Below are 20,237 nucleotides of genomic sequence, written 5' to 3' on the forward strand. Positions count from 1 at the left end.
GCATATTGTTGTTTTCTTCAAAGTAGAAGAGGCCGGTGATCCACTGCAATTTGCTTTCGCCAGTGGATTGCAATTGCAACTCGTGGGACTGGGATTTGAAGGTGGCCTTGTTGAAGAACATCGACATATCCCAATCGGTAATGCCGCGATCCAGATCCGAACGTTGCGACTGGATTTGTTTTGCCCAACCGGCGTTGTACACCACCGCGAGGTTATCGCTGAAATCCCAACGCAAGTTAGAGCGCAGGTTTTCGATGGTTTGGTCGAGCATGCCGGGGGTATTAACTAACAGCGTGTATTCGTCAGCACCTGGACCATAGACGTTTTCGCAACCCTGTAATGGCGCTGGAGTATCGCCGTTCATCACCGTAGTTTTGGCGGCTTTGCTGCAGTCGATGCTGTCGCTGCTACCGGCGCCGTCATTTTGGAAGCGCTCGTACGCCAGTTGCCAGGAGAAATCATCGCTCGGCATCCACAAGCCGGCGATACGGAACGCGTATTGGTCGGAGTTGTTATAGAAAGTGCTTGGGTCGGCTTTCACCACATCTTGCGCTGCGCCCCACCAGCGTTTTGCTTGCACGCGGGTACGGTCATCGGCAGCACCGGAATAGGCGGGCGCATTTTTCACACTCTCGGGCAGATAGCGCTGATCCCATTGGTTGGGGTCGTAGTAACCATCCAGATAAGAATCGCGCTTCTCCGTCATAAACGAGGCGCGCAATGCGAAAGTCTCTGCAACCGGAATATTCACCATGCCGCGCACTTGCTGGTGGTTCCAGCGCCCGGCTTCCAGACCTATGCTCGCATCCAGATTCTCAACATCCGGGCGTTTACTGATGATGTTGATGTTACCCACGGTTGAGTTGCGGCCGAACAAAGTTCCTTGCGGCCCGCGCTGTGCTTCGATGCGCTCAACGTCAAACATCAATGCCATCGCACCTTGCGGACGCGGCGAGTAGATGCCATCCAAATGCAAACCAACGGCTGGGTCGCCCAATTCAGTGTTGTTGGTAGAGCGCACACCGCGCATGGAAATCACCGGCGCCGAGCGCGCGGAATCGAGGGTGATGTCCATATTGGGCACCATCTTCGACAAGTCTTTTACGTTGGCGATACCTTCGCGATCCAAATCATTTTGGCTAAATACGGTGATCGCAATCGGCGTTTCCATCAAATTGGTTTCGCGTTTGGTCGCGGTCACGATGACTTCTTCAAGCTTGCCAGCGCCTTCATTAATGGCTTCTTGGGCGTGAACATTCAGGATCAAACTTGCGTTAATCAAACCTATGGCTAATGCCAGCGGCGCGCGCAAATTGCGCACCCGGCGAAATTGGTTGGGAGTGTGTTTCATGGTGATGGGTCTCGTGGCTTGCTTGTTATTTATCGTTAGTTTTTTCTCACTGCACAGATGCCGTGGCATGTGTGCTGAGTTGATTTAACTGCGATGAATAAAGCGCCGCGTCCGGCCACTTGCATCAGAACCAAAAAGTTTAAATAAACGTCAGTTTTGTTGGTGAAAATCAAACGAACGCCAGGAAACTTTAATAAATACAAGTGGATAGGATTTTCAGGGGATATTGGTTGGGGGTGAGATAACGCCAATAGCGGAATAAAAATTTTGGTTTGCAGTCTCGTCGGGTTTGTTTGTTCACAAAAGGATTCGACCAAACGAACGGTCGATCGGCGATTATTTACTTCCCCCGGAACCTTAAGAAGCTTGGCGTTGCACCAGCGTGGATCAGCCAGCGCGGTTAACTCTGTTTTTTGTAACCCGGTAACACCTTAGAATTTTGGTGATTGTGACATTTTGAAACAACTTTTATTAAATATTTTTGAATATCTGCGCGAGCGGGATTTTTCTTTTAGAATAAAAATATAAGAACAGGAGAACAACGATGAAAAAAATAATCTCAAGCAACGAACTCTTTAAAATCTTCCTCGTAGAAAAATACGATCCCGATAACCAGACGGTTACATCCTATTACGAACTCTTCGAATGTGGACACCGCCCGGTAGAGATTTTCGAGTCTCTCGCCAAAGCCGAACAATCCATGCTGCAAAAAACCGAATTCTGGAAGCAGCTGATTAAGAAAATACCCTTGCATCTTGAAGGGCGTTTTATTGCTTGATTGCTGTTGGGTAGTTTTACCCAACAGATGTTCAATCGATGTAGGTGGGGGGGATGATGCTTTCGATAGCTACCATATCGAATAGTGATCGCCCATCCGTGTGGCTAAGGAAATTAAGTAGGCACAAAAAATAAAGAACGTACCTGCAATTAATAACTCTGTGTTAAACACAGCCAGCAAAAGAAAAACAACACCAACAATGGCTGATATCTTTTCGCCTCTTACATAAGCTTGTTTTTTGTAAATTCCCATCCAGGGATAGTCTGGTCCTACAAATGCTAATTTGACGAAAAATGGTAACTTTTTCCATTCATCAGTGCTTTTATCAATCATATCTATCTCCTGCTCTAAAGTAGCAATGTCAACTTCCAACGCTGAAGCAAGAGATCTTAATGATTCAAAACTGGCCTTATGGCCCCGTTCAATGCGTTGTATGGTTCTCACACTTAAGCCAGCCATAAGTGCTAACTGCTCTTGTGAAATCTTCCGCTTTTCTCGCAACTGTTTCAGAATCATTTTTATTCTCATGCTTCAAGTGAAGCTCAAGATTGATATGTTATTTTCCTTGTCAGGTACGAAAATTACCCGACAAGCACCTGACAATATGACATTTTTGAATACTGTAACGGGTATATGCGCACAAGTTGTTGAATCGGTTGATTTTGAGTTTTCAAAAAACTGTCTCGTCAAATAGCTGGGTAAGTAAATTTACATAATATCAGGCTTGTTCAATTACGCTGGATCGGCAATAACAGGTGGCTCAATCGCCAGCGAAAAACCAAACGTATTAATGCCTGAGTCGCTGGAGGCAAACACTTTGCCGTTGTGCATGAGCGCAACGGCGCGGACGATGGACAATCCCAGTCCGTGATGGAGATTGCTGCGCGAGCGGGATTCATCGACGCGGTAGAAGCGTTCAAACAAGCGTTCTAAATGCTCGGCTTCAATTGGTTCGCCGATGTTGGCGACGCAGACCCAGGCGTAGCCATCTTCCTGTTTTAAGCTCACAGTGATTTCACTCGCGGCATACGCATGGCGCGCGCTGTTGTCGAGTAAATTGGCGAGCGCGCGGTGGAACAGGCGGCGGTCGATGCGCGCTTGCACATCACCGTCTATCGCGACTGTCAGCATTTTACGTGCGAAGGATGGCTCCAAATAATCTGCTGTTTTGAGTGCTTCTTCGCGCAGTGATACTTCACTTAATTGGAGTGCGTGTTCGCCTGCTTGTGCGTGGGACAAAAATAACATGTCGTTCACGATGGACGTCATGCGTTCCAGTTCTTCCAGATTGGATTGCAGTAAATCTTCCAGTTCATGTTGCTCGCGATGACGTGATAATCCGAGTTGGGTTTGGCCAATCAAATTGGTGAGGGGGGTGCGCAATTCATGTGCGACATTCGCGTTAAAACTTTCCAATTGGTTCCAGGCAACTTCTTGGCGGGTGAGTACGCCGTTGAAAGATTCCGCCAGCGTTTGCAATTCAATCGGTAAAGTGCGCGTCGCCAAACGTTGGCCGCGATTACCGGGCGCGAGTTTGTGCGCTTGCTGGCTGAGGTGATTGACGGGCAGCAAGCCGACGCGCGCAACAATAAAACCAAGCAGGGCCACTAAGAGCACACCGACTATCGAAATCAAAATCATCGCGCGCGTAAACGCGTTGAGTGTGCCCATGTAGGGGGTGGAATCCAGCGCGGCTGCGTAGCGCACTGCGGGGCGATCGCCATTGGCGGGAATATCAGTAATCAATAAATACAGCGAGCAAGGTTCTTTGGGGATGCGCGAAAATCCGCTGGGATATTTTGCCCAGTCGATACCTTCGGGAGCTGCGCCGCCGACTTGGTAGCGCGGGTCATCGCTGAGCACCCAATAATGGGTGTGGCCGCCTTCAACGGTGGTCCAGTTGGCGAGTTTGGTGGCGATGGAAGACCAGTCAGTAAGTGAGTTGCGCGCGGTGATGTAAGGCACCATCAAGCTGTGGCGAAACTGTAATTCCTGATGCATTTGTTTGCGCAAGGAATCGTGCAGCGAGTGGCGCAACATCAGCGCGGAAATGGCAACAATCGCGATGGAGGCGAGTAAAAACATCGCCGCTAAACGCACGGAAAGTGAACGGCCAATCAGGGTATTAGTCATCGTTTATTGTTCATCATTATTGTGGCGCTGGGATTCCGGGCGCACTTCCAATACGTAGCCCATGCCGCGCACTGTGTGCAGCAGTTTGATTGCATAGGGTGCATCAACTTTTGCGCGCAGCCGTTTGATCGCCACTTCAACGACGTTGGCGTCGCTGTCGAAATTCATATCCCACACCTGCTCGGCGATCATCATTTTGGAGAGAATTTCTCCTTGATGGCGCGCGAGCAAACTCAGCAGCGCAAATTCTTTGGCGGTGAGGTCGATGCGTTCACCGGCGCGCGTCACCCTCCGTGCGAGTAAATCGAGGTGCAGGTTTTCGATTTGCAATTGGGTCACATCGGCCCCGTCACTTTGACGGCGGCGCAATAGCGCTTGCGTGCGTGCAACCAGTTCGATCAGGGAAAAAGGTTTGGGCAGATAATCATCGGCACCGCAGCGCAGGCCTTTGACCCGCTCATCGACCGAGCCGCGTGCCGAGAGCATCAACACCGGCGTTTGTTTGCTTGCGCGCAAACCTTCGAGCACGGCGTAACCATCTTTACCCGGCAGCATTACATCCAGAATAATCACATCGTATTCGTGCTCTAACGCCAGATGCAGGCCGTCGACGCCGTTGCCGGCAACATCGACCATAAAACCCAACTCGCTCATCGCGCGGTTGATATAAGACGAGGTTTTGTCTTCATCCTCGACCAAAAGTAAGCGCATTCAGTGTCTCCGCAGACTAGTGAAAAACGGCTTGGTGGAACCATTGAGTAAAAATGGCGCATCTTTAGTGTAACCCCCAATTCCCGACAACAAGCCAACATTTACCTGACATTTCTGTCAGGAAGGGGTTGCGCGAATTCGGCTTCTATCTCCTCGATGCTTGGCAGACTGGATTTCAAATTTTCCGGTAGGGCTTGGGTTAATTGGTATGCAGAAATACCGATAGGTTTGTGAATGTCACACAGAGCGTATTCGGCAACGAGTTTGTCTTTTTGTTTGCAGAGTAATAGGCCGATGCTGGGATTGTCGTGTTCTGTTTTTAATTGCTTATCGATAGCCGTCAGATAGAAATTAAGCTTGCCTGTGTGCTCAGGTGTGAAGTCGCCGGATTTTAATTCGATTACCACATAGCTGCGCAATTTAAGATGGTAGAACAGCAAGTCCAGATAAAAATCTTTACTGGCTACTGTTAGCGGAACTTGTTTGCCTACATACGCAAAGCCTGCGCCTAGCTCCAGTAAAAATTGGGTTATGTGTTGTGTTAAAGCCTGCTCTAGCTCGCGCTCGTTGTAATCGTGAGTCAGGTTTAAAAAGTCGAATATGTAGGGATCTTTAAGCGTTTGCAGGGCAAGATCCGACTGCAGGGGCGGTAGTGTTTGTTCGAAGTTGGTTATCGCTTTGGCATCGCGCTGGTATAGACCGCTTTCGATCTGATGCACCAATACATTGCGGCTCCAGCCGTGCTTTAGGGTGTTTTGTACGTAAAACAGTGCTTCAACATGGTTTGGGCACTTACTAATGATGATCAGATTGTGCCCCCATGGAATCTGAACTAATTGCGCTACAGCCTGTAGCGCAATTGAACTGTCCGCAGTCCAGTACCGACACCATTGGCGAATTTGCTCCAAATTTCGTTTTGAAAAGCCTTTGATATCAGGGAATTCGGCTATCAAGTCGTGGCTGAGCTGCGCCAGAAAACCATCGCCCCATTGGGCACTTTTTTGCTTTTCAACAATTTCACCGCCCAGCTGCCAATAGAACTCCAGCAATGCAGTGTTCACACTGATGGCAGCTTTAAGTTGGGTTTGTAAAAAGGATTGTTTGATTCCTTTGAGCCAATCCTTGTATTCGAGATTGGTTTTTATGATGGTGTCTGCCACGTTTTTTCTCCTGTCCATGTGTTGTGTAGTGCTATTCCTTTACCGCCATTGAGCGGCGCGAGCCAGATGCTACCGCTTTTGTAGATGTGTGCCTATTGGAAATAAAAAAGCCGATGCATCGCTGCATCGGCTAAAGGTTTCATGGTTACACGAGGGGTTAACCACGAAGGCTGGAGAGACGGATGAGATTTAAAAAGGGCCGGCAGCATTGCTGTGCCGGCCAAGACTTCTAGGTACCGGGCCGCGTAGGCTAACGCTGGTTTACTGCTTGGTGAGTTGCCACCAGTTGATATTCCAGCCACCTTTTCTGACGAAGATCGCCAGGTCTTGCTGACCTGCTTGTAAGTTCACGGTGATGCTCACTGTCTGCCAGTTTTGCCAGCCGCCGGTATTGGGCACAGTCACTACGCCCAAGTCGTTGCCGCTGCGGCTGAGCACTAAAATGCCGCCGGTGTAGGGTGAGGCCACGCGCACTTGCAAGGTGTAATTACCCGCGGTCGGGATGTTGATTGGATAGCTCATCCAGTCGTTGTCATCGGTGCTGCCCGCGTTAAAGCCGCCGCCACTATCGGTAGTGGTTTCCATGCGGATGCCGCTGTGGTCTTTAAACATCTCAGCTTCGATGCGTTGGCCAACGGTCGGTTTCCAGTTCATCCAGGTGGCGATGCTTTCATTGCGCACCAGCGGTTGGGTGGAGAATTGGCGGAACCAGGTTTCGATTTGCGCCGCGCTGGCGTTGCTGACGTTGATGCCGCTCATGCCGCCGCCATTGCTGGAGTTGGTGATCATGCCCCAGTTCCAGCTGCTGGTATCGCCATTGGAGCCGCCGGATGAGGTGGTCTTCCACGCCCAGTTGGTTGCTGCCCAGCCGTAGCTGTTGTAGATGTCGTAGGTTTTGCGGGTCATCTGGCCGCCGTAGCTACCCAGTAATGTCCAAGGTTGGAATTCACCGACCAGGAACGGGGTTTGGATACCGTTGATCCGGTTGCGCCAATCGCAGCTTTCGCCGGTGCCTGCAGGGTTTGTTGCGGTGCTGTTGCAGTGCAGCCAGTTCGCATGCATGTTGGCTTGGCCAGCGCCGTAAGCGGCTGTGTCATTCCAGCCCCAGAGGCCGGGGTAGAAATGCATCCAGGTGGAGACGTTAGTTCGGCCGTTGTTGTTCGGGTTGCCGTAAGCATCGATACCGGAGTTGTGGCCGGGCAGCAGGATGATGTGGTTTGCATCTTTCGCGCGCACTACGTTGAACAGCTCGTAGGAGCGGTTGGCGAGGGTGGTTGCGTCTGTGCCCCAAGGCTCGTTCAGCAAGTCATAAGCGGCTACTGCAGTGCGACCGTTGTAGCGCTGGGCGATCATGTCCCACAACCACTTGGTGCGATCCCAGTAGTTGGCGTTGGTCCAGAGTTGCGCGGCACCGATACAACCATCGTGTTGCTCCGATGCTGCCGCTTGGCCGCCCACTGCACCGTGCAAATCGAGGATGGTGTACATGCCGCGTTTTTCCGCTTCATCTATCGCCCAGTCCAGATACTGCCATGCGTCGGCGCGCAGGTTGTAAGGATTGTATTCATCCTCAATCAGGCTGTAGAGGAAGGGAATGCGCACCACATTCATGCCCATTGCCTTCATCATGTCGAAGTCGCGGGTGGTGATGTAGTTGCTGCGGAACACTTTCATCAAGCGTTCTTTTTCGCCATTGCCGAAGCGTTGGGACAGCACCGATTCCAGCGTGCACTGGTCATTCACTGCACCACCGCTGTGGGAGATGATCCCACCCATCATCCAGAATTCCTGGATCAGCCAGTTGCCGAGGTTGGTGCCGCGCAGGTCGACGCGCTGGTTGTTGGTTGCATTTACCCATAGGTGGCCGCTTTGCTTGATCGCTGGCAAGCGCGCCCAGCTTACTGAGCTGGAGGAGCTAGAACTGGAGGAGGAAACTGCGGTGATACGGAACCAGTTGAGGTTAAAACCACCGGCCGGAATTGCGATACCAAAACTGCGGGTGCCTGCACTCAGGTTCACGCGGTGTTTGATGGTGGTCCAGGTTTGCCAGCCGCCAGTGCTGGGTACGGCGATGGTACCGTATACCGTTGCACCGCCCGACTCCTCTAAACGGATAGTCCCGCCACCGCTTTGGCTGGCGACCCGATATTCCACATCATAAGCGCCGGTGGTTGGGATGTTTACGGTATTGTTGGCGTAGGCCATCCAATCATTGGCATCGATCCAGCCGACATTCTGCCCGCCGCCGCTATCGCTGGTGGCTTCCAACTGCACGCCATTCATATGGCTGTAGGCTTCGGCTTGTATGGTGGCCGGTAAACTGGCCTGACTGAAGCTGTATTGACTGACTAATGCGCTGCATAGGCATAGCGCAAGTGCTGACTTGTTCATAGTTGAGTACCTGTAAACGTTATTGTTATTTCTCACAGAGTACGAAAGCCTGGTTCCAGGTTACTGCATTCCCTTGTTGCCATGCCGTCATCGCAAGGCGCTGGTTTTCGTGAGGGATGAGATTAGGCGGGTGCTGTAACCACTGTCGTTCGAAAGCAAAAGTGGTACTTTAAAAAATCACGAGGCGAACGGGTACGAGAGCGGGAAAAATGCTCGTACGCGATTTTTTCTGGCTCGAGGGGTTTATCTTCTATAGTATCCGGTGACAAAACCAAGGCGCGGTCAACCACCACAACAGCGCGCACTATAAGAAAACATCGGGAACACTATATGAACTTTGTCACATTCAACTTTCACGACGTCATACTGCTGATGACGGCCATACTCTGCTGTTTATTTGCACTCTTACTGATTGCAACCAATCCTCCCAAAAATACTAGCAATTATTTCCTTGCCGCTTTTTTGGTCGCCCACGCCTGTATTCCACTCCATGAGCTGATCCTCTGGGGCGCTGAATTCAAACTTCATGTGCGGGAACATGTGCCAGGAATTTATTTTATCGGCGGCTTCGCCTACTACCTGGATGCAGTGTTGCTCTACTTTTATGTGAAGTCGCTGGTGTTCCGCGATTTCCATCTGCGCCCCAAAGACTTCCTTCATCTAATACCGCTTGGGCTGTTTGCGCTGTTTATGATTGTGGCTTTCTACCGCTATCCGGCATCAATTCGTCTGGATTGGATCAATACCGAAGCCTTCGTATATAGCGGCGGTTACATCACTGCTGAATTCCTGAGCAAAACCCTGCGTGTTGTTTATTGCGCCGCTGCGTTTATGTTGATCTTCAAATATAAAGATATCCTCAAAACTACCCACTCCAATATTGAAAAGGTCGATATCCTCTGGCTGAAAATCCTGGTGGTAGGTTTTGTGGTTATCACCCTGATGCACGAGGTACTTGCCCTCGCCAAAGTGATTGGCTTTATCGGCGGGTACGATTTCCAACATCCCGACCCCAAAGGCAACATTATTGAGTTCATTGGCTTGAGCGGAAATTACGCACTATTTTTCCTGGTGTGCATCCTGGTGTTTACCAGCATGCGCTACTTCAGCAACTTTGAAGCTGTGCGCCAAAAAGACAGTAAAGAGCCGCCGAAAAAATCGACGCAGGAAAAACTGCTCAACCCCGAGTACGCCGAAAAGATCGACGGCATTATGCGCACGCAACAGACCTACCTGAATCCGGAGCTGACGCTCGACATGCTCGCCGAGACCCTTGCTATTCCTGCGAAAGATTTATCGATGATCATCAACCGCCATTTCAATCTCAATTTTTACGAGTTCATTAATGGCTATCGCATTGAAGAGGCCAAAAAGCGTTTGCTTGAGCCAGCGAATAAAGACAAAACGATTACCGATATTTATCTGGAAGTCGGCTTTAACAGCAAATCGGTTTTCAATACATTCTTTAAAAAACTGGTAGGGAAAACACCATCGGAATATCGCCAACAGCCTGCGGATGTGGCAACGACAACCTGATTCACGTCTGCTATTTATTTCCCTATTAATCATTACAAGAGAAACACACACCCATGACCATGCACAAACAACACTCACGAACGCGACAACTAAAACCTTTGGCTGTGGCTTGCGCATTAGTCAGCGCGCAGCTAATGAGCTTGCCTGCGTTAGCTGCCGATGCTCCTGCCGTAGAAGAAGTGATAGTCACTGCCTCCAAGCGCGGCCAGAGCCTGCAGGATTTTGCGGGCGCCGCGAGTGTGATCACTAATTTTGCCGGTGTTAAAAATATTGGTGATATTGCCAACCAGGTTCCGGGCTTCTCAATTGTCGATGCAGGCCCGCGCAACCCAACCGGTTTGGTGATCCGTGGTTTGCGTATGGATGAAGTAGGTTCAAATGATTTGGGTGGCGACGGCGCTGCAGTGGCGAGTTATGTCGATAACATTCCGCTACAAGGTTATTTTGTTCCGCCATCATTCAGCGTGAAAGATTTGCAGCAAGTAGAAGTCGTGCGCGGCCCGCAGGGTACTTTATATGGCAACGCATCTATCGGCGGTTTGATTCGCTACGTGACCGCAAAACCGGATCTCGCTAAACAATCAGTGCGCGTCGGTGCAGAAATTTCACAAACTGATCACAGCGATGATTTGAATTACGATACTGATCTGGTTGTGAATACCCCGTTAATCGATAACACACTCGGCCTGCGCTTAATGCTCGGCAAAACCGAAAACGCCGGTTTTATCGATAACGATTATTTACTCACCGGCCCCGCCGAAGACATCAACGACGATGAAACCAAACAAGCGCGCGTGAGTTTGCTCTGGCAAGCAACTGATAACTTCTCGCTGAACACCATGTATCACTACCAAAAAATAAATGTGGGTGATCGTCAGGCGACTAATGAAATTTTTACTGAGGATAAATACGCTGCATCAAGCCGTTATTTGCAGCCGATGCAAGGTGAATTGCAGTTGGCGAGCATTGATGCTGAATATGACATGGAATTTGCGACCTTAACGGCCAGCCTGAATCACTATGATCTTTCTCACAACGAGCGTGCAGATCAAACAGATTATTTAATTTATCTTGGCGGTAGCTATTACACCGACTATGAAGATTTTTCGGCATTCACTGCAGCGAATGTTGATGTAGTAAAAGATAGCGTTGAATTGCGCCTAGCTTCTGCAACAGATCAAGCATTGCGCTGGTTGGTTGGCGGTTTTTACAGTCGCGACGATCTGGACGTATTAACGCGCGATGTGGTGCCGGGCTTTGCCGAGTACTCGGGTGAATATCGCCCCGGTGATCTGGATTATCTGGCAACACAAACTGAAACCTTGGATGAATATTCTGTTTATGCGGAAGTAAGTTATGACTTGACTGAGAAATTGGAGGCAACGCTAGGGGTGCGCCATTTTCGTTATGACGATGATCTTGAGGTTTGTTGGGCACTCTATCCAACAGAAGATGGATTGAATTGTGAATCAGGTGATGATGTTAGTAAGGATACTCTCGGTAAATTCAGTACAGCCTATAACTTTACCGAAAGCCACAATGTTTATTTTGCCGTTGCCGAGGGCTATCGCCGAGGTGGCGCAAACCTGATGCCAGTGGGGGTCACAACACATCGATTCTATGCGCCTGACACAGCAGTTAATTACGAGTTGGGATGGCACGGCAACTGGCTGGATAATCGTGTTCAATTAAATACCGCTCTTTACACTATTGAATGGTCAGATATTCAATTGAGCCTTTCGGATGACGGGCGCGGCTATACAGGTAATGCTGGCGAGGCGCAAACAAAAGGTGTTGAATTAAATGGATCAATACAACTTAATAGTAATATCAAGTTGCTTGCCACTTACAATTACAACAACGCTGAAACAACTCAAGCTGTCGAGGAATTAGCGATCAATGATGGCGATAGGCTGCCGGGATCACCGCGCACTCAGGCAGGTGTTGCTTTGGATTTTATCTACCCCGTACATAGTGCTGAAGTTGATGCTAACCTCAGCTTCCATCGAACTGGTGATGTTTATACCGCATTAAATTCAGAATTTTACAATTATCAAAAGTTGCAAAGTTACAACATAGTCAATGCGCGTGTAGGTGTAAGCCTGCGTAATGTGCGTATTGGGGCATTCATTAATAACATCGGCAACACCCGTGGTATTACTGGTGCGCGGAATGACGGGATGCATGGTGACCAAGGCCAATTTGAATACGTGACGCGCCCGCGCACTATTGGCTTATCAGCAACTTACCAATATTAATCGTCAGTAGTGATGAATTAATCCTTCCATGCAGGCATTTATCGTATTTTTGATCTATGCTTGCTGGGCGTTATTTTTTGGCTGCTTGCTGGGAAGCGGGCAGTACACAATCAAAAAGCCGTTATTTTTTGATGTGATGATCATCTAGGGATTTCACACACTTAATTAACAGGAAATATTCAAGATGGCAGCAGATAAGAAAAAAGTGGATAAGAAAGCAGCAGAGAAAAAGACTACGAAAAAGGTAGTTGCTGCGAAAGCTCCGGTGAAAAAAGGTAAGAAAAATGTTGCGGCAACAGATTTAACTATATCTGTGCCTAGAGGTGGACAGATTATTAAGCATTTTAATTTGGCACCTGCCCTACCAACTGATTGTGGTCGTGGAGATTGGTTGTTTGCTGAAGAGGGATCAACGCAAGATATTGAAACACTGACTGTTCGCTTTGAATTGAATCCATCTGCCTTGGAAAGACAGCTAGAACGCGCAGTTTTAATTGTTAGTATGGTTCAAAATGCAGAATTAAATGGAACATGGCGTTTTGCTTTGGGTGGGGTTGCTACCGATCAGGCTGACGAAGATCCAAACAATGATGTTGTAGTTGAGATCATTGATAATGGGTTCACGTTGGTCGCTTACGTTCAAGTATTGGAAAATTCAGCAGAGTATATCCCATTCGGATTTGTTGCGTCATTTACAAGTAGTGATACTGGTGTTGTTTCTATTTATGAGTCACAAGATCCGGGTGTCGTGACAAAAAGACCGTAGTGTTAGTGTGAGAGGTGAGTGCAGCGATTGCGCTCACCTTTTTTCATCATTAGTGCGATGAACTTTGTATCCGTGCAGAGTGAATCGAACCATGGTAGATAAAACCAAGTTGCTCCCATTCCCATTGATAAACTTTTTTCCAAATTGAGTAGTGCTGAGGCGTTGTTTTTTGCTAGAGCATGAATAAGTGCCGCCGTAAATACTGTGTCTATACTTTGTGGGTCCAGCCGCTCTAACTTTTCTAATGTTCTTAAGGCTTCATTCGTTAACCCTAGTTGTATTTGCGCTTGTGCTGTATTCCTCAATGTTTCAGGAGTTTCACTTTCTCGGTTGCTTTGCTCGATTATCTTCCAATAAGCATTTGCTGCGGTTTCTTTATTGTTGAGCAGCTTTTGGTTGTCTGCATAATTCAATAAAAAACTTGTATTACTAGGTAGAATGCTTAAGGCTTTTTTAAGTGCATCATCAGCTTCGGAATATTTTTTATTAAGCATAAGTGCTATTGCAACATTGTTTAATGAGTCTATATCTGAAGGAATTTTTTGTAGTATTTCTTGATACTCTCTGATGGCTGAGTCTGCATCTCCAGAAAAAAGATAAATAAGCCCTTTTAAATTTTTTGCTTTGTAGTCATTTGGTGATAAATCAAGCGCTTTGTTGATGTGTTTCATTGCACTCTTATTGTCACCGCTGAACCAATAGGAGTTAGCTAGATAGTATTGTAGGGCGGATGTGTTCCTAACCTTTTCAAGCTTTTGTAGTAAGCTAATTGCCGCTCTGTAATCTTTACGAGCCATAAGACTATAGGCCGCAAGCTCCAAACTCATTGAGTTGTTTGAATCTATGGTGCTGATTTTTGATCGGGTCCCGTCTGCATCATCGTATTTTTGCAGTGCGATCTGTATTAGGAATAGACTGTAATAATAGTGCAGATCTGTTTGAGGAAATTTTATTAGTTTTTGCTCTAGTTTATCTAGGTGAGCGGAATTGCGGTCACGATGATATAGGTCTAGTGCAATCTCTGTAAGTAAAGTGTTTATTCCAGATATGGAATTAGAGTGTTCTGCTAAAGCGTTGAGCTCTGTTAACAGTTTTAGTGTTGCTCCATTTTTTTTATAGTCATCATTAATTGCAAGAAATTGTACATAGCTACTTTCGGAAAATTTATTGCCTGATGATAGGTTGATTGAATATAAATCACCAACTGCCTGCCTAACTGTTTCAGAGATAAATAAATAATTTTCAGTAAGTACGTCGATTTTTTTCGCGCTTTCAATGCTTAATCTATTTTCTGATAAGGTTTCCTTTGTAAGGCGCGCCAAACTAATTGTGCATGCCTCGATTTTGCACATAATTTCGATTGTGATCAATTCATTCGCTGCAGTAGCCTTATAAACTACCTCATTGTTGCCATTTGCACTCGCGATTTCACTGCTGGGAATCAAATAATACCCATCCAGCTGAATCACACTCTGCTGAATCGCATCATAAACTGCACCTTTAACCAACTCCTGCTGCGATTCCTGCATACCTTCCGCCGTTAATTTCGGCGGAATTACCGCAACATATTTCGGTGGTTTTGGTTGTAGTTGCCAAATCACAATAACTGCAAGAACTAAGACGCTAAATAAACCAGCGCCCACACTGATTTTATTTTCTGCCAGGTAATTTTTGATCTGCAGCCAGCGGTTTTTTTTCGGTGCTGTATTTACTGGCGCGAAGCGTGTTTCAAATGTGGGGTGATCTTGCGTTCTTACGGCGCTGTTGATTCCGGTATTTCCTGGATTCGATTGGTTCGCTGCGCTGCCATTGGGGATAAGCGCTTGGGTGTCGTCGCTGACAAAATCATTGGCCAGTTGCAAATGGCTGAGTTTTTCCAGTTGTGCTGCAACCCAGTGGGTATTGTCCGGGCGTTTGTCCGGATCTTTGCTGAGCAGTTGGCCGAGCAGGTCGTTAATCTCGGGCGGTAAATCTGGGTTGTGTTTGCTTGGCGCAATTGGCGGATGGGAAATAATCCGCTGCATTAATTGCAGTTTATTGTTGGTGTCGCCAAAGGGATGCGCGCCGCACGATAATTGATAGGCGAGTATGCCGAAGGAAAATAAGTCGCTCTTAAAATCGAGTGGTTCGCCCATCGCCTGTTCGGGCGACATGGAGCAATAGCTGCCGGCGACGTGATCAGTCAGGGTTGAGTTAAAGTCTTGTGATTTGGCGATACCCAGATCGGTAATCTTGGCGACTTTGCGCTGGTTGATCAGGATATTTTCAGCTTTTAAATCGCGGTGAATAATGCCGGCGTCGTGCGCAACCGCGAGGCCCTGTGCAATCTCTGTTAGCCAGCGCATGCGCTGGGCAAATGTAGCTATGTGTTCGCGCAGATGCAGTTGCAGGTTTTGCCCATCCACCAATTCCATCACCAGCGCGACTTGCTCGGACTCCTCGATAAAATCGTAGATCTGCACAATATTCGGGTGATTCAATTTCGCCAGCAGCAATGCCTCACGTTTGAATCGCTCTGCGTAGTGGGCTTCAAATAATTCGGTGCGCAAACATTTTATCGCGACCTGGCGATCCAGCTTGGTATCGCGGGCGCGATACACCAGCCCCATGCCGCCGCGCCCGATGCACTCTTGCAGTGCGTAGTGCCCAATGAGCCTTGGCTCCGTGGGTAATGCATCGGTGGATGGCGGGGTGGAATTATTCATTCAATGCTCAGCAGGATTTGGCTGGCGAGGCGAGGGTAAGTTTTTCGCCTTTGTAGATTTTAAATTTTTCGCAACCAAAACGGATTTTTCCGCCGCGCCGCTCCAGCAGGCATTGCTGGCCCAAGGCATCGGGCAATGCATCGACCAATTGTTTGCGCGCGCGGAAAATCTGGATGTTCATGTGGGTGTTGTCCAGCCCCAACTCTGCTGCGAGTTGGTCGGCGTAAACCCAGCCTTGGCTTTTATTGTCGAGCCCACGCACAGCATCTTCAGCGCGATGGCGTGCGAGCTGGAGCAGCAGGTAGTGATGGCTGCGCACGGCGAGGTCGAGGGTTTGCTGGTGATGTAGCTCAAGCTGGGTGGTCTCTTCATCCAGGCTCATATTAAAAATAAATTCGTAATCATTAATATGGCGAGACGATTTCGCTTCCGTCGGGCCATAAACCTGTGCACGCACAAACTGCCAATGGCTATTGTTGAATTGCACCAGGTCGCCATCGTTTAGCTCGGGTTGTTCGTGGTCGCCCTGATGCAGTGCCTCTTGATGCCATTGCTGGGTTTGCTCGTTGTAGAAGAGCGCGAGTTCGGGGGCATTGCTATCGGGCAACAGGTGATAGCGCGAGAGATAAATAGGTTGGAAGCTGGTGAGGTCTTTCTCCAGCGGCCAAAGCATATCGGCCGGTGGGGTCAGGTCGATCACCTTAAAACCGGGGTCTGCCTGTTCGGCAAAGCGAAGGTCGTCATTCGCGCTGAGGTCGCGCACATCGCCTTGGCCAAGCGCTACGCCATTGACCCAGGTGCCGTTAAGGCCGAGATTTTTAATTCGCCAATGCGCGCCGTTCCATTCGATGGCGGCGTGCAATTTGGACACGTAGGGTTTATCGATGTGGGTGTCCACACTCGCAGCGAGTCTGCCAAAGGTGTGATGAGGTGCGAGGGGAAAATAGGTCCCGGCAGCGACATCCAGCAAATAAGCCATAAGGTTTCCGCGTAAATAAAGTAAGAAGCTCTCAAGCGGTGGCGGTGTTGATTCTTTAGCTCCTTTGTATGAATGCTGTCCGCTACCGATGTTTTCTGTAATTGTCTGTAATGGGCAATATCTTGTTAGGCCTATAGATTGCCACAAGATGTATTACTTTTCCCACCTATTGTCCGCGTGAATGACGAGAATATCGCTATGATTGCCCTGTTCCAGGCCGCTATCACACCCAAACCACTCGCCCGCGCCATTCACAAGTTCAATCAATCGGCGACTGCTAAATGGGTGCCGCTCAATAAAAGCTTTATTACGCTGACCAAAATTATCCTGCGTTCCGCGGTCGAACGGCTCAATCTTGCACAGGCTGCAATTACCTTGCGCTGTGTGACGCATCAAGGTTATCGCCATCTGGTCCTGGTGAATGATGCGCAGGATTTGCACATGGTTGCCGGTCAAGTGGAAGAGTTTATTATCTCCACGCAAGAGGCCAACTCCACTCCATTTGAAGATTTTGTCGCGGCAACGGCATTTAGTTTGCCGCTGAATCACAAGCAACCGCAGGGGCAATCGCAGCGGCTGGGCTATTTGGTGGTGCAAGCAGATCCCGGCGTCGCAATTAAACGCGAGCAACTGACTAAAGATCTGGCATTGGTGGCCGATGAGATTGTGCGCACGATTGGCCGCTACCAAACCCGCTATCGTGCAATACATATTTATGGCGACCAAAGTTATTGGATCGGCAATAGCAAAGCATTGCGCCATTTGGATCAACGGATTGATCTCCTGGCCAAAGGGAGTAATCCGGTATTAATCCGCGCCGACAAAGGTGCAGGCAAGGTGATAGCTGCACGCAGTTTGCACTGTTTGTCGCGCGCTGATACGGCTCCCTTTATCGAGTCGGATTGCAAAGAATGGGAAGAGGGAACGGCAGCCAGCATTTTGCAATCGCTGCGCACTTACGCTAACGGCGGAACATTGTTTGTGCGCAATATCGATTCACTTTCAAGCGATAATTTCCAATGCTTGCGCAATTTTTGGCTGCAAACCGCCACCGCGCGTTTTGATGGCGCCGAGAGTGTGCGTTTGATTCTGAGTGTGAGCGAGTATGACTACAAAGTACCGGCCGCGCAGAAGCAGTGGTTGATGCAGTGCGCGCGCGAATTGTGTTTGCCGGATTTGGCCGCACGGCGTGAAGATATCCGCGATCTGGCGCAGTTTTATATCCGTGAATTTGCGTTGGGTACAGAGTTCGATTTGACCGAAGAGGCTTGGCGCTTGCTTGAAGCTGCCGACTGGTCGGGCAATGTCGAACAATTAAAGTTGCTGATTAAAAAGCTTGCTCTGGTTGCCAATGATGAATTGGTTTCTGCTGAAGAGCTGCAAGCCGCGCTCGTTTGATCCTGTTCAAACTGGCACCGTCAGCGAGAGCGGTGCCATCTTCTGATTAGTTGTTCATGCGTTTGAATTCATTGCCATCAAAATAATAAACAGGCACGCTCACATTTTCTGGTCGCTCAATGCTGAGCGAGCTGATACGGCCCGCAGCATCCAGATCATTAATTTGCAATGTGAATTGGCTTTGAGCGAGCGTTGCTGTCCGATCAAAAAAAACACGCGAGTCGCGCAATCTGAAATAGCGATAAGCCGTAGGTGTGAGCTTGAACGTCACTCCTGTGGCTGAAGGCTCAGCCTGAATCCTATTGTGGCTATCAAGATTCACGTAATTAAGCACTTCAATCTTCGGGCTGCTGCCGTAACGCACACGCAGTGCCTCTTCAAATGAGCTGTGGGTAAACAGAAATGCGCTCTGGTAACCGAAGGGCATATTGGCGATAGCTATGGTGTCGTGTTCACGCATTTCTTGTGTTTGCTCTGCGGACAATAAATATTCATTAAGTTCGCTTTGATGATTCCATATGAGCGATTGTCGCCAGTTCTCCCCGCTGTAAATAATCAGGATGATTACCGCTAATCCCCGCATTAGTAATTGGCGATTGGGTGCTGCAGTTGCCCATGCCGCTGCGAGCATCATGCTAAAGCCGGCGCTCGGCAAATATAAATACCAGCGGTGCGAATTGCCGCCGGACATGGGAATCAGTGTGATGAGCAACCAACCAAAACCCAGCCATAACAGTGGTGAGCGCAGCAAACTGCGTGCGGTTGGTCGCCAGATATAGATTGCCAGTGCGATAAGTCCCAGAACTGAAGTTATTGCAGCGGCAACAAATAATCCAGTGTGTAAGATCAACCACTCTCTGGCGATATAAAGATCAAACGGGTAGAGCAGTGCAAAGCCCCATTCCAGATAGTTTTTCAAAATATTGAGCGGGGCAAAATTGGTGTACACCGCGACTGTATCCATCGCTTGCCATTGGTAAATTCGCGCGATCAAATAAACAAATGCCAGCAGAACAAACGGCCAGAGCTTGATTGCCGAGCGCAACATGATCGCGGGGCTGAGTGTTTTTTGTTTAGTGATTGAAATGGCCAGCATCATCACCGGCAAGGTGATAGATAATTCTTTGGATAAAAGCGCAGCAGCAAACCAGATAAAGGTAATTACACGCAGTGTTATGCCGGAATTATTTTTCCAATTGCTAAAACAATAAAGTGTTGCCAGATAAAACACGGCGGCCACCAGATCGGTGCGCCCCAAAATAAAATGTACGCTGGTGATATGGATCGGATGCAGTGCAAAAACACTGCTTGCTACCAGGGTTGCCGTTTTTGACGCCCCCAAGCGCAGCAGCAATCCGTACAGCAGTGCGACGCACAGCAAATGCATGAGCAGATTGCTGATTTTATAAGGCAGTGCGGTATCACCCATTTGATGGTTCAGCCACAGTGACAGGCGCACCAGCGGGCGGTACTCCCGGCCGTAGGGTTTTACAAAAACCTCGGTGGCTGCCGCAAGATTTTCATAGTGGATATTGTTTTCCAGATGCACAAAATCATCGGACGAAAACGAAGGCGTAATCCCTTTGTAAAAAATGGTGCTGGTGAAAAGCAGCAATAACAATAGGTAGCGATGGTCAAAAAATGGTCGCAGGAGCGGGTGGCTGTTCATAAGTCATCGGTTCTGTGGTGATGCGCGGCATTATGCGGGCTTTTGCGTTTGGGTGCAGCCTTGATATTTCGGTCATTTGGGACCCGATTTGTCAGTCAAAAACAGCTATTCCGGTGTTTTGTTGTGAGGCTGCGGGTGCAGGGTTATACTGCCCCGTCTTTAATCCCGGCCCCGGCTGAAATTGCGGGGGTGTTATCGGATATCTGGTTATGAAAACTGCAGTTGTATTGATGTTGCTCTGTCTTGGCCTTGGTGCCTGCGGCCAGAAAGGGCCGCTGTATCTGCCCCAGCCTGTAAAACCCCAGCCGGAGAAAACAGAAGCTCCACGATCCCAGCAGCCTGAGCAAACTCAGGAAATTGCGCCTGCCAAATCGGCTGAGTAATCCCCAACAATTCGTCCTA

15 protein-coding genes are annotated in these 20,237 nt (G+C 48.8%); 6 read left to right on the plus strand and 9 right to left on the minus strand.

The features are described 5' to 3' along the window. The coding region (locus tag AAGC78_RS02950; protein ID WP_435782539.1) for a TonB-dependent receptor plug domain-containing protein at positions 1–1,351 on the minus strand (1,351 nt) is incomplete at its 3' end. Positions 1,352–1,895: 544 nt separating this feature from the next. Between AAGC78_RS02950 and AAGC78_RS02955 the strand changes: the two genes are divergently transcribed. Next, the gene (locus AAGC78_RS02955) at positions 1,896–2,129 is read left to right on the plus strand and encodes a hypothetical protein (RefSeq protein ID WP_435782540.1); all 234 of its coding nucleotides are present in this window, start codon (positions 1,896–1,898) and stop codon (positions 2,127–2,129) included. A gap of 69 nt (positions 2,130–2,198) precedes the next feature. On the opposite strand, the gene AAGC78_RS02960 is transcribed toward AAGC78_RS02955, so the two are convergent. The 5 genes from AAGC78_RS02960 to AAGC78_RS02980 all read right to left on the minus strand — a co-directional run bounded on the left by AAGC78_RS02960 (position 2,199) and on the right by AAGC78_RS02980 (position 8,524). Continuing rightward, positions 2,199–2,645, minus strand: a complete 447-nt coding sequence (locus AAGC78_RS02960; protein ID WP_435782541.1) for a helix-turn-helix domain-containing protein — start codon at positions 2,643–2,645, stop codon at positions 2,199–2,201. Between the two features lie 216 nt (positions 2,646–2,861). Further along, a complete protein-coding gene (locus AAGC78_RS02965; RefSeq protein WP_435782542.1) occupies positions 2,862–4,262 on the minus strand; it encodes a heavy metal sensor histidine kinase in 1,401 nt (466 codons plus the stop codon). Between the two features lie 3 nt (positions 4,263–4,265). Next, positions 4,266–4,973 carry a heavy metal response regulator transcription factor gene (locus tag AAGC78_RS02970; protein WP_435782543.1) on the minus strand — a complete coding sequence of 236 codons (708 nt, stop codon included), beginning with the start codon at positions 4,971–4,973 and terminating at the stop codon, positions 4,266–4,268. A gap of 101 nt (positions 4,974–5,074) precedes the next feature. Beyond that, positions 5,075–6,133: a PDDEXK nuclease domain-containing protein gene (locus AAGC78_RS02975; RefSeq protein ID WP_435782544.1), complete on the minus strand. Its 1,059-nt coding sequence runs from the start codon at positions 6,131–6,133 to the stop codon at positions 5,075–5,077. Between the two features lie 261 nt (positions 6,134–6,394). Further along, positions 6,395–8,524 carry a carbohydrate-binding protein gene (locus tag AAGC78_RS02980; RefSeq protein ID WP_435782545.1) on the minus strand — a complete coding sequence of 710 codons (2,130 nt, stop codon included), beginning with the start codon at positions 8,522–8,524 and terminating at the stop codon, positions 6,395–6,397. A gap of 330 nt (positions 8,525–8,854) precedes the next feature. Here AAGC78_RS02980 and AAGC78_RS02985 point away from each other — a divergent pair, with 330 nt between their 5' ends. The 3 genes from AAGC78_RS02985 to AAGC78_RS02995 all read left to right on the plus strand — a co-directional run bounded on the left by AAGC78_RS02985 (position 8,855) and on the right by AAGC78_RS02995 (position 13,084). After that, positions 8,855–10,060, plus strand: coding sequence for a helix-turn-helix domain-containing protein (locus AAGC78_RS02985; RefSeq protein WP_435782546.1), 1,206 nt, complete (start codon positions 8,855–8,857; stop codon positions 10,058–10,060). 53 nt (positions 10,061–10,113) lie between these two features. Beyond that, on the plus strand, positions 10,114–12,318 hold the full coding sequence (locus tag AAGC78_RS02990) for a TonB-dependent receptor (protein WP_435782547.1): 2,205 nt from the start codon (positions 10,114–10,116) through the stop codon (positions 12,316–12,318). Positions 12,319–12,502: 184 nt separating this feature from the next. Beyond that, entirely contained in the window at positions 12,503–13,084 is a 582-nt protein-coding gene (locus tag AAGC78_RS02995; protein ID WP_435782548.1) for a DP-EP family protein, read from the plus strand. Between the two features lie 2 nt (positions 13,085–13,086). Here the strand turns inward: AAGC78_RS02995 and AAGC78_RS03000 are convergent, their stop codons facing one another. Continuing rightward, the gene (locus AAGC78_RS03000; RefSeq protein WP_435782549.1) at positions 13,087–15,789 is read right to left on the minus strand and encodes a protein kinase domain-containing protein; all 2,703 of its coding nucleotides are present in this window, start codon (positions 15,787–15,789) and stop codon (positions 13,087–13,089) included. Positions 15,790–15,796: 7 nt separating this feature from the next. After that, positions 15,797–16,768, minus strand: coding sequence for an FHA domain-containing protein (locus AAGC78_RS03005; RefSeq protein WP_435782550.1), 972 nt, complete (start codon positions 16,766–16,768; stop codon positions 15,797–15,799). 198 nt (positions 16,769–16,966) lie between these two features. Between AAGC78_RS03005 and AAGC78_RS03010 the strand changes: the two genes are divergently transcribed. Beyond that, positions 16,967–18,166: a sigma 54-interacting transcriptional regulator gene (locus AAGC78_RS03010; RefSeq protein WP_435782551.1), complete on the plus strand. Its 1,200-nt coding sequence runs from the start codon at positions 16,967–16,969 to the stop codon at positions 18,164–18,166. A 46-nt stretch (positions 18,167–18,212) separates the two neighbouring features. On the opposite strand, the gene AAGC78_RS03015 is transcribed toward AAGC78_RS03010, so the two are convergent. Beyond that, on the minus strand, positions 18,213–19,835 hold the full coding sequence (locus AAGC78_RS03015; protein ID WP_435782552.1) for a phospholipid carrier-dependent glycosyltransferase: 1,623 nt from the start codon (positions 19,833–19,835) through the stop codon (positions 18,213–18,215). Positions 19,836–20,044: 209 nt separating this feature from the next. On the opposite strand from AAGC78_RS03015, the gene lptM reads away from it, so the two are divergent. Then, on the plus strand, positions 20,045–20,218 hold the full coding sequence (lptM, locus tag AAGC78_RS03020; protein WP_435782553.1) for an LPS translocon maturation chaperone LptM: 174 nt from the start codon (positions 20,045–20,047) through the stop codon (positions 20,216–20,218). The last annotated feature ends 19 nt before the right edge of the window (positions 20,219–20,237 follow it).

This window comes from Cellvibrio sp., assembly GCF_039207905.1.
Lineage (GTDB): Bacteria > Pseudomonadota > Gammaproteobacteria > Pseudomonadales > Cellvibrionaceae > Cellvibrio.

What these genes read in the sequence shown, in the direction of transcription:
- AAGC78_RS03005 (WP_435782550.1), bottom strand. Translation starts at nt 16,768, where the DNA reads ATGGCTTATTTGCTGGATGTCGCTGCCGGGACCTATTTTCCCCTCGCA.
- AAGC78_RS03010 (WP_435782551.1), top strand. Translation starts at nt 16,967, where the DNA reads ATGATTGCCCTGTTCCAGGCCGCTATCACACCCAAACCACTCGCCCGC.
- AAGC78_RS02985 (WP_435782546.1), top strand. Translation starts at nt 8,855, where the DNA reads ATGAACTTTGTCACATTCAACTTTCACGACGTCATACTGCTGATGACG.
- AAGC78_RS03015 (WP_435782552.1), bottom strand. Translation starts at nt 19,835, where the DNA reads ATGAACAGCCACCCGCTCCTGCGACCATTTTTTGACCATCGCTACCTA.
- AAGC78_RS03000 (WP_435782549.1), bottom strand. Translation starts at nt 15,789, where the DNA reads ATGAATAATTCCACCCCGCCATCCACCGATGCATTACCCACGGAGCCA.
- AAGC78_RS02980 (WP_435782545.1), bottom strand. Translation starts at nt 8,524, where the DNA reads ATGAACAAGTCAGCACTTGCGCTATGCCTATGCAGCGCATTAGTCAGT.
- AAGC78_RS02960 (WP_435782541.1), bottom strand. Translation starts at nt 2,645, where the DNA reads ATGATTCTGAAACAGTTGCGAGAAAAGCGGAAGATTTCACAAGAGCAG.
- lptM (WP_435782553.1), top strand. Translation starts at nt 20,045, where the DNA reads ATGAAAACTGCAGTTGTATTGATGTTGCTCTGTCTTGGCCTTGGTGCC.
- AAGC78_RS02990 (WP_435782547.1), top strand. Translation starts at nt 10,114, where the DNA reads ATGACCATGCACAAACAACACTCACGAACGCGACAACTAAAACCTTTG.
- AAGC78_RS02970 (WP_435782543.1), bottom strand. Translation starts at nt 4,973, where the DNA reads ATGCGCTTACTTTTGGTCGAGGATGAAGACAAAACCTCGTCTTATATC.
- AAGC78_RS02965 (WP_435782542.1), bottom strand. Translation starts at nt 4,262, where the DNA reads ATGACTAATACCCTGATTGGCCGTTCACTTTCCGTGCGTTTAGCGGCG.
- AAGC78_RS02995 (WP_435782548.1), top strand. Translation starts at nt 12,503, where the DNA reads ATGGCAGCAGATAAGAAAAAAGTGGATAAGAAAGCAGCAGAGAAAAAG.
- AAGC78_RS02955 (WP_435782540.1), top strand. Translation starts at nt 1,896, where the DNA reads ATGAAAAAAATAATCTCAAGCAACGAACTCTTTAAAATCTTCCTCGTA.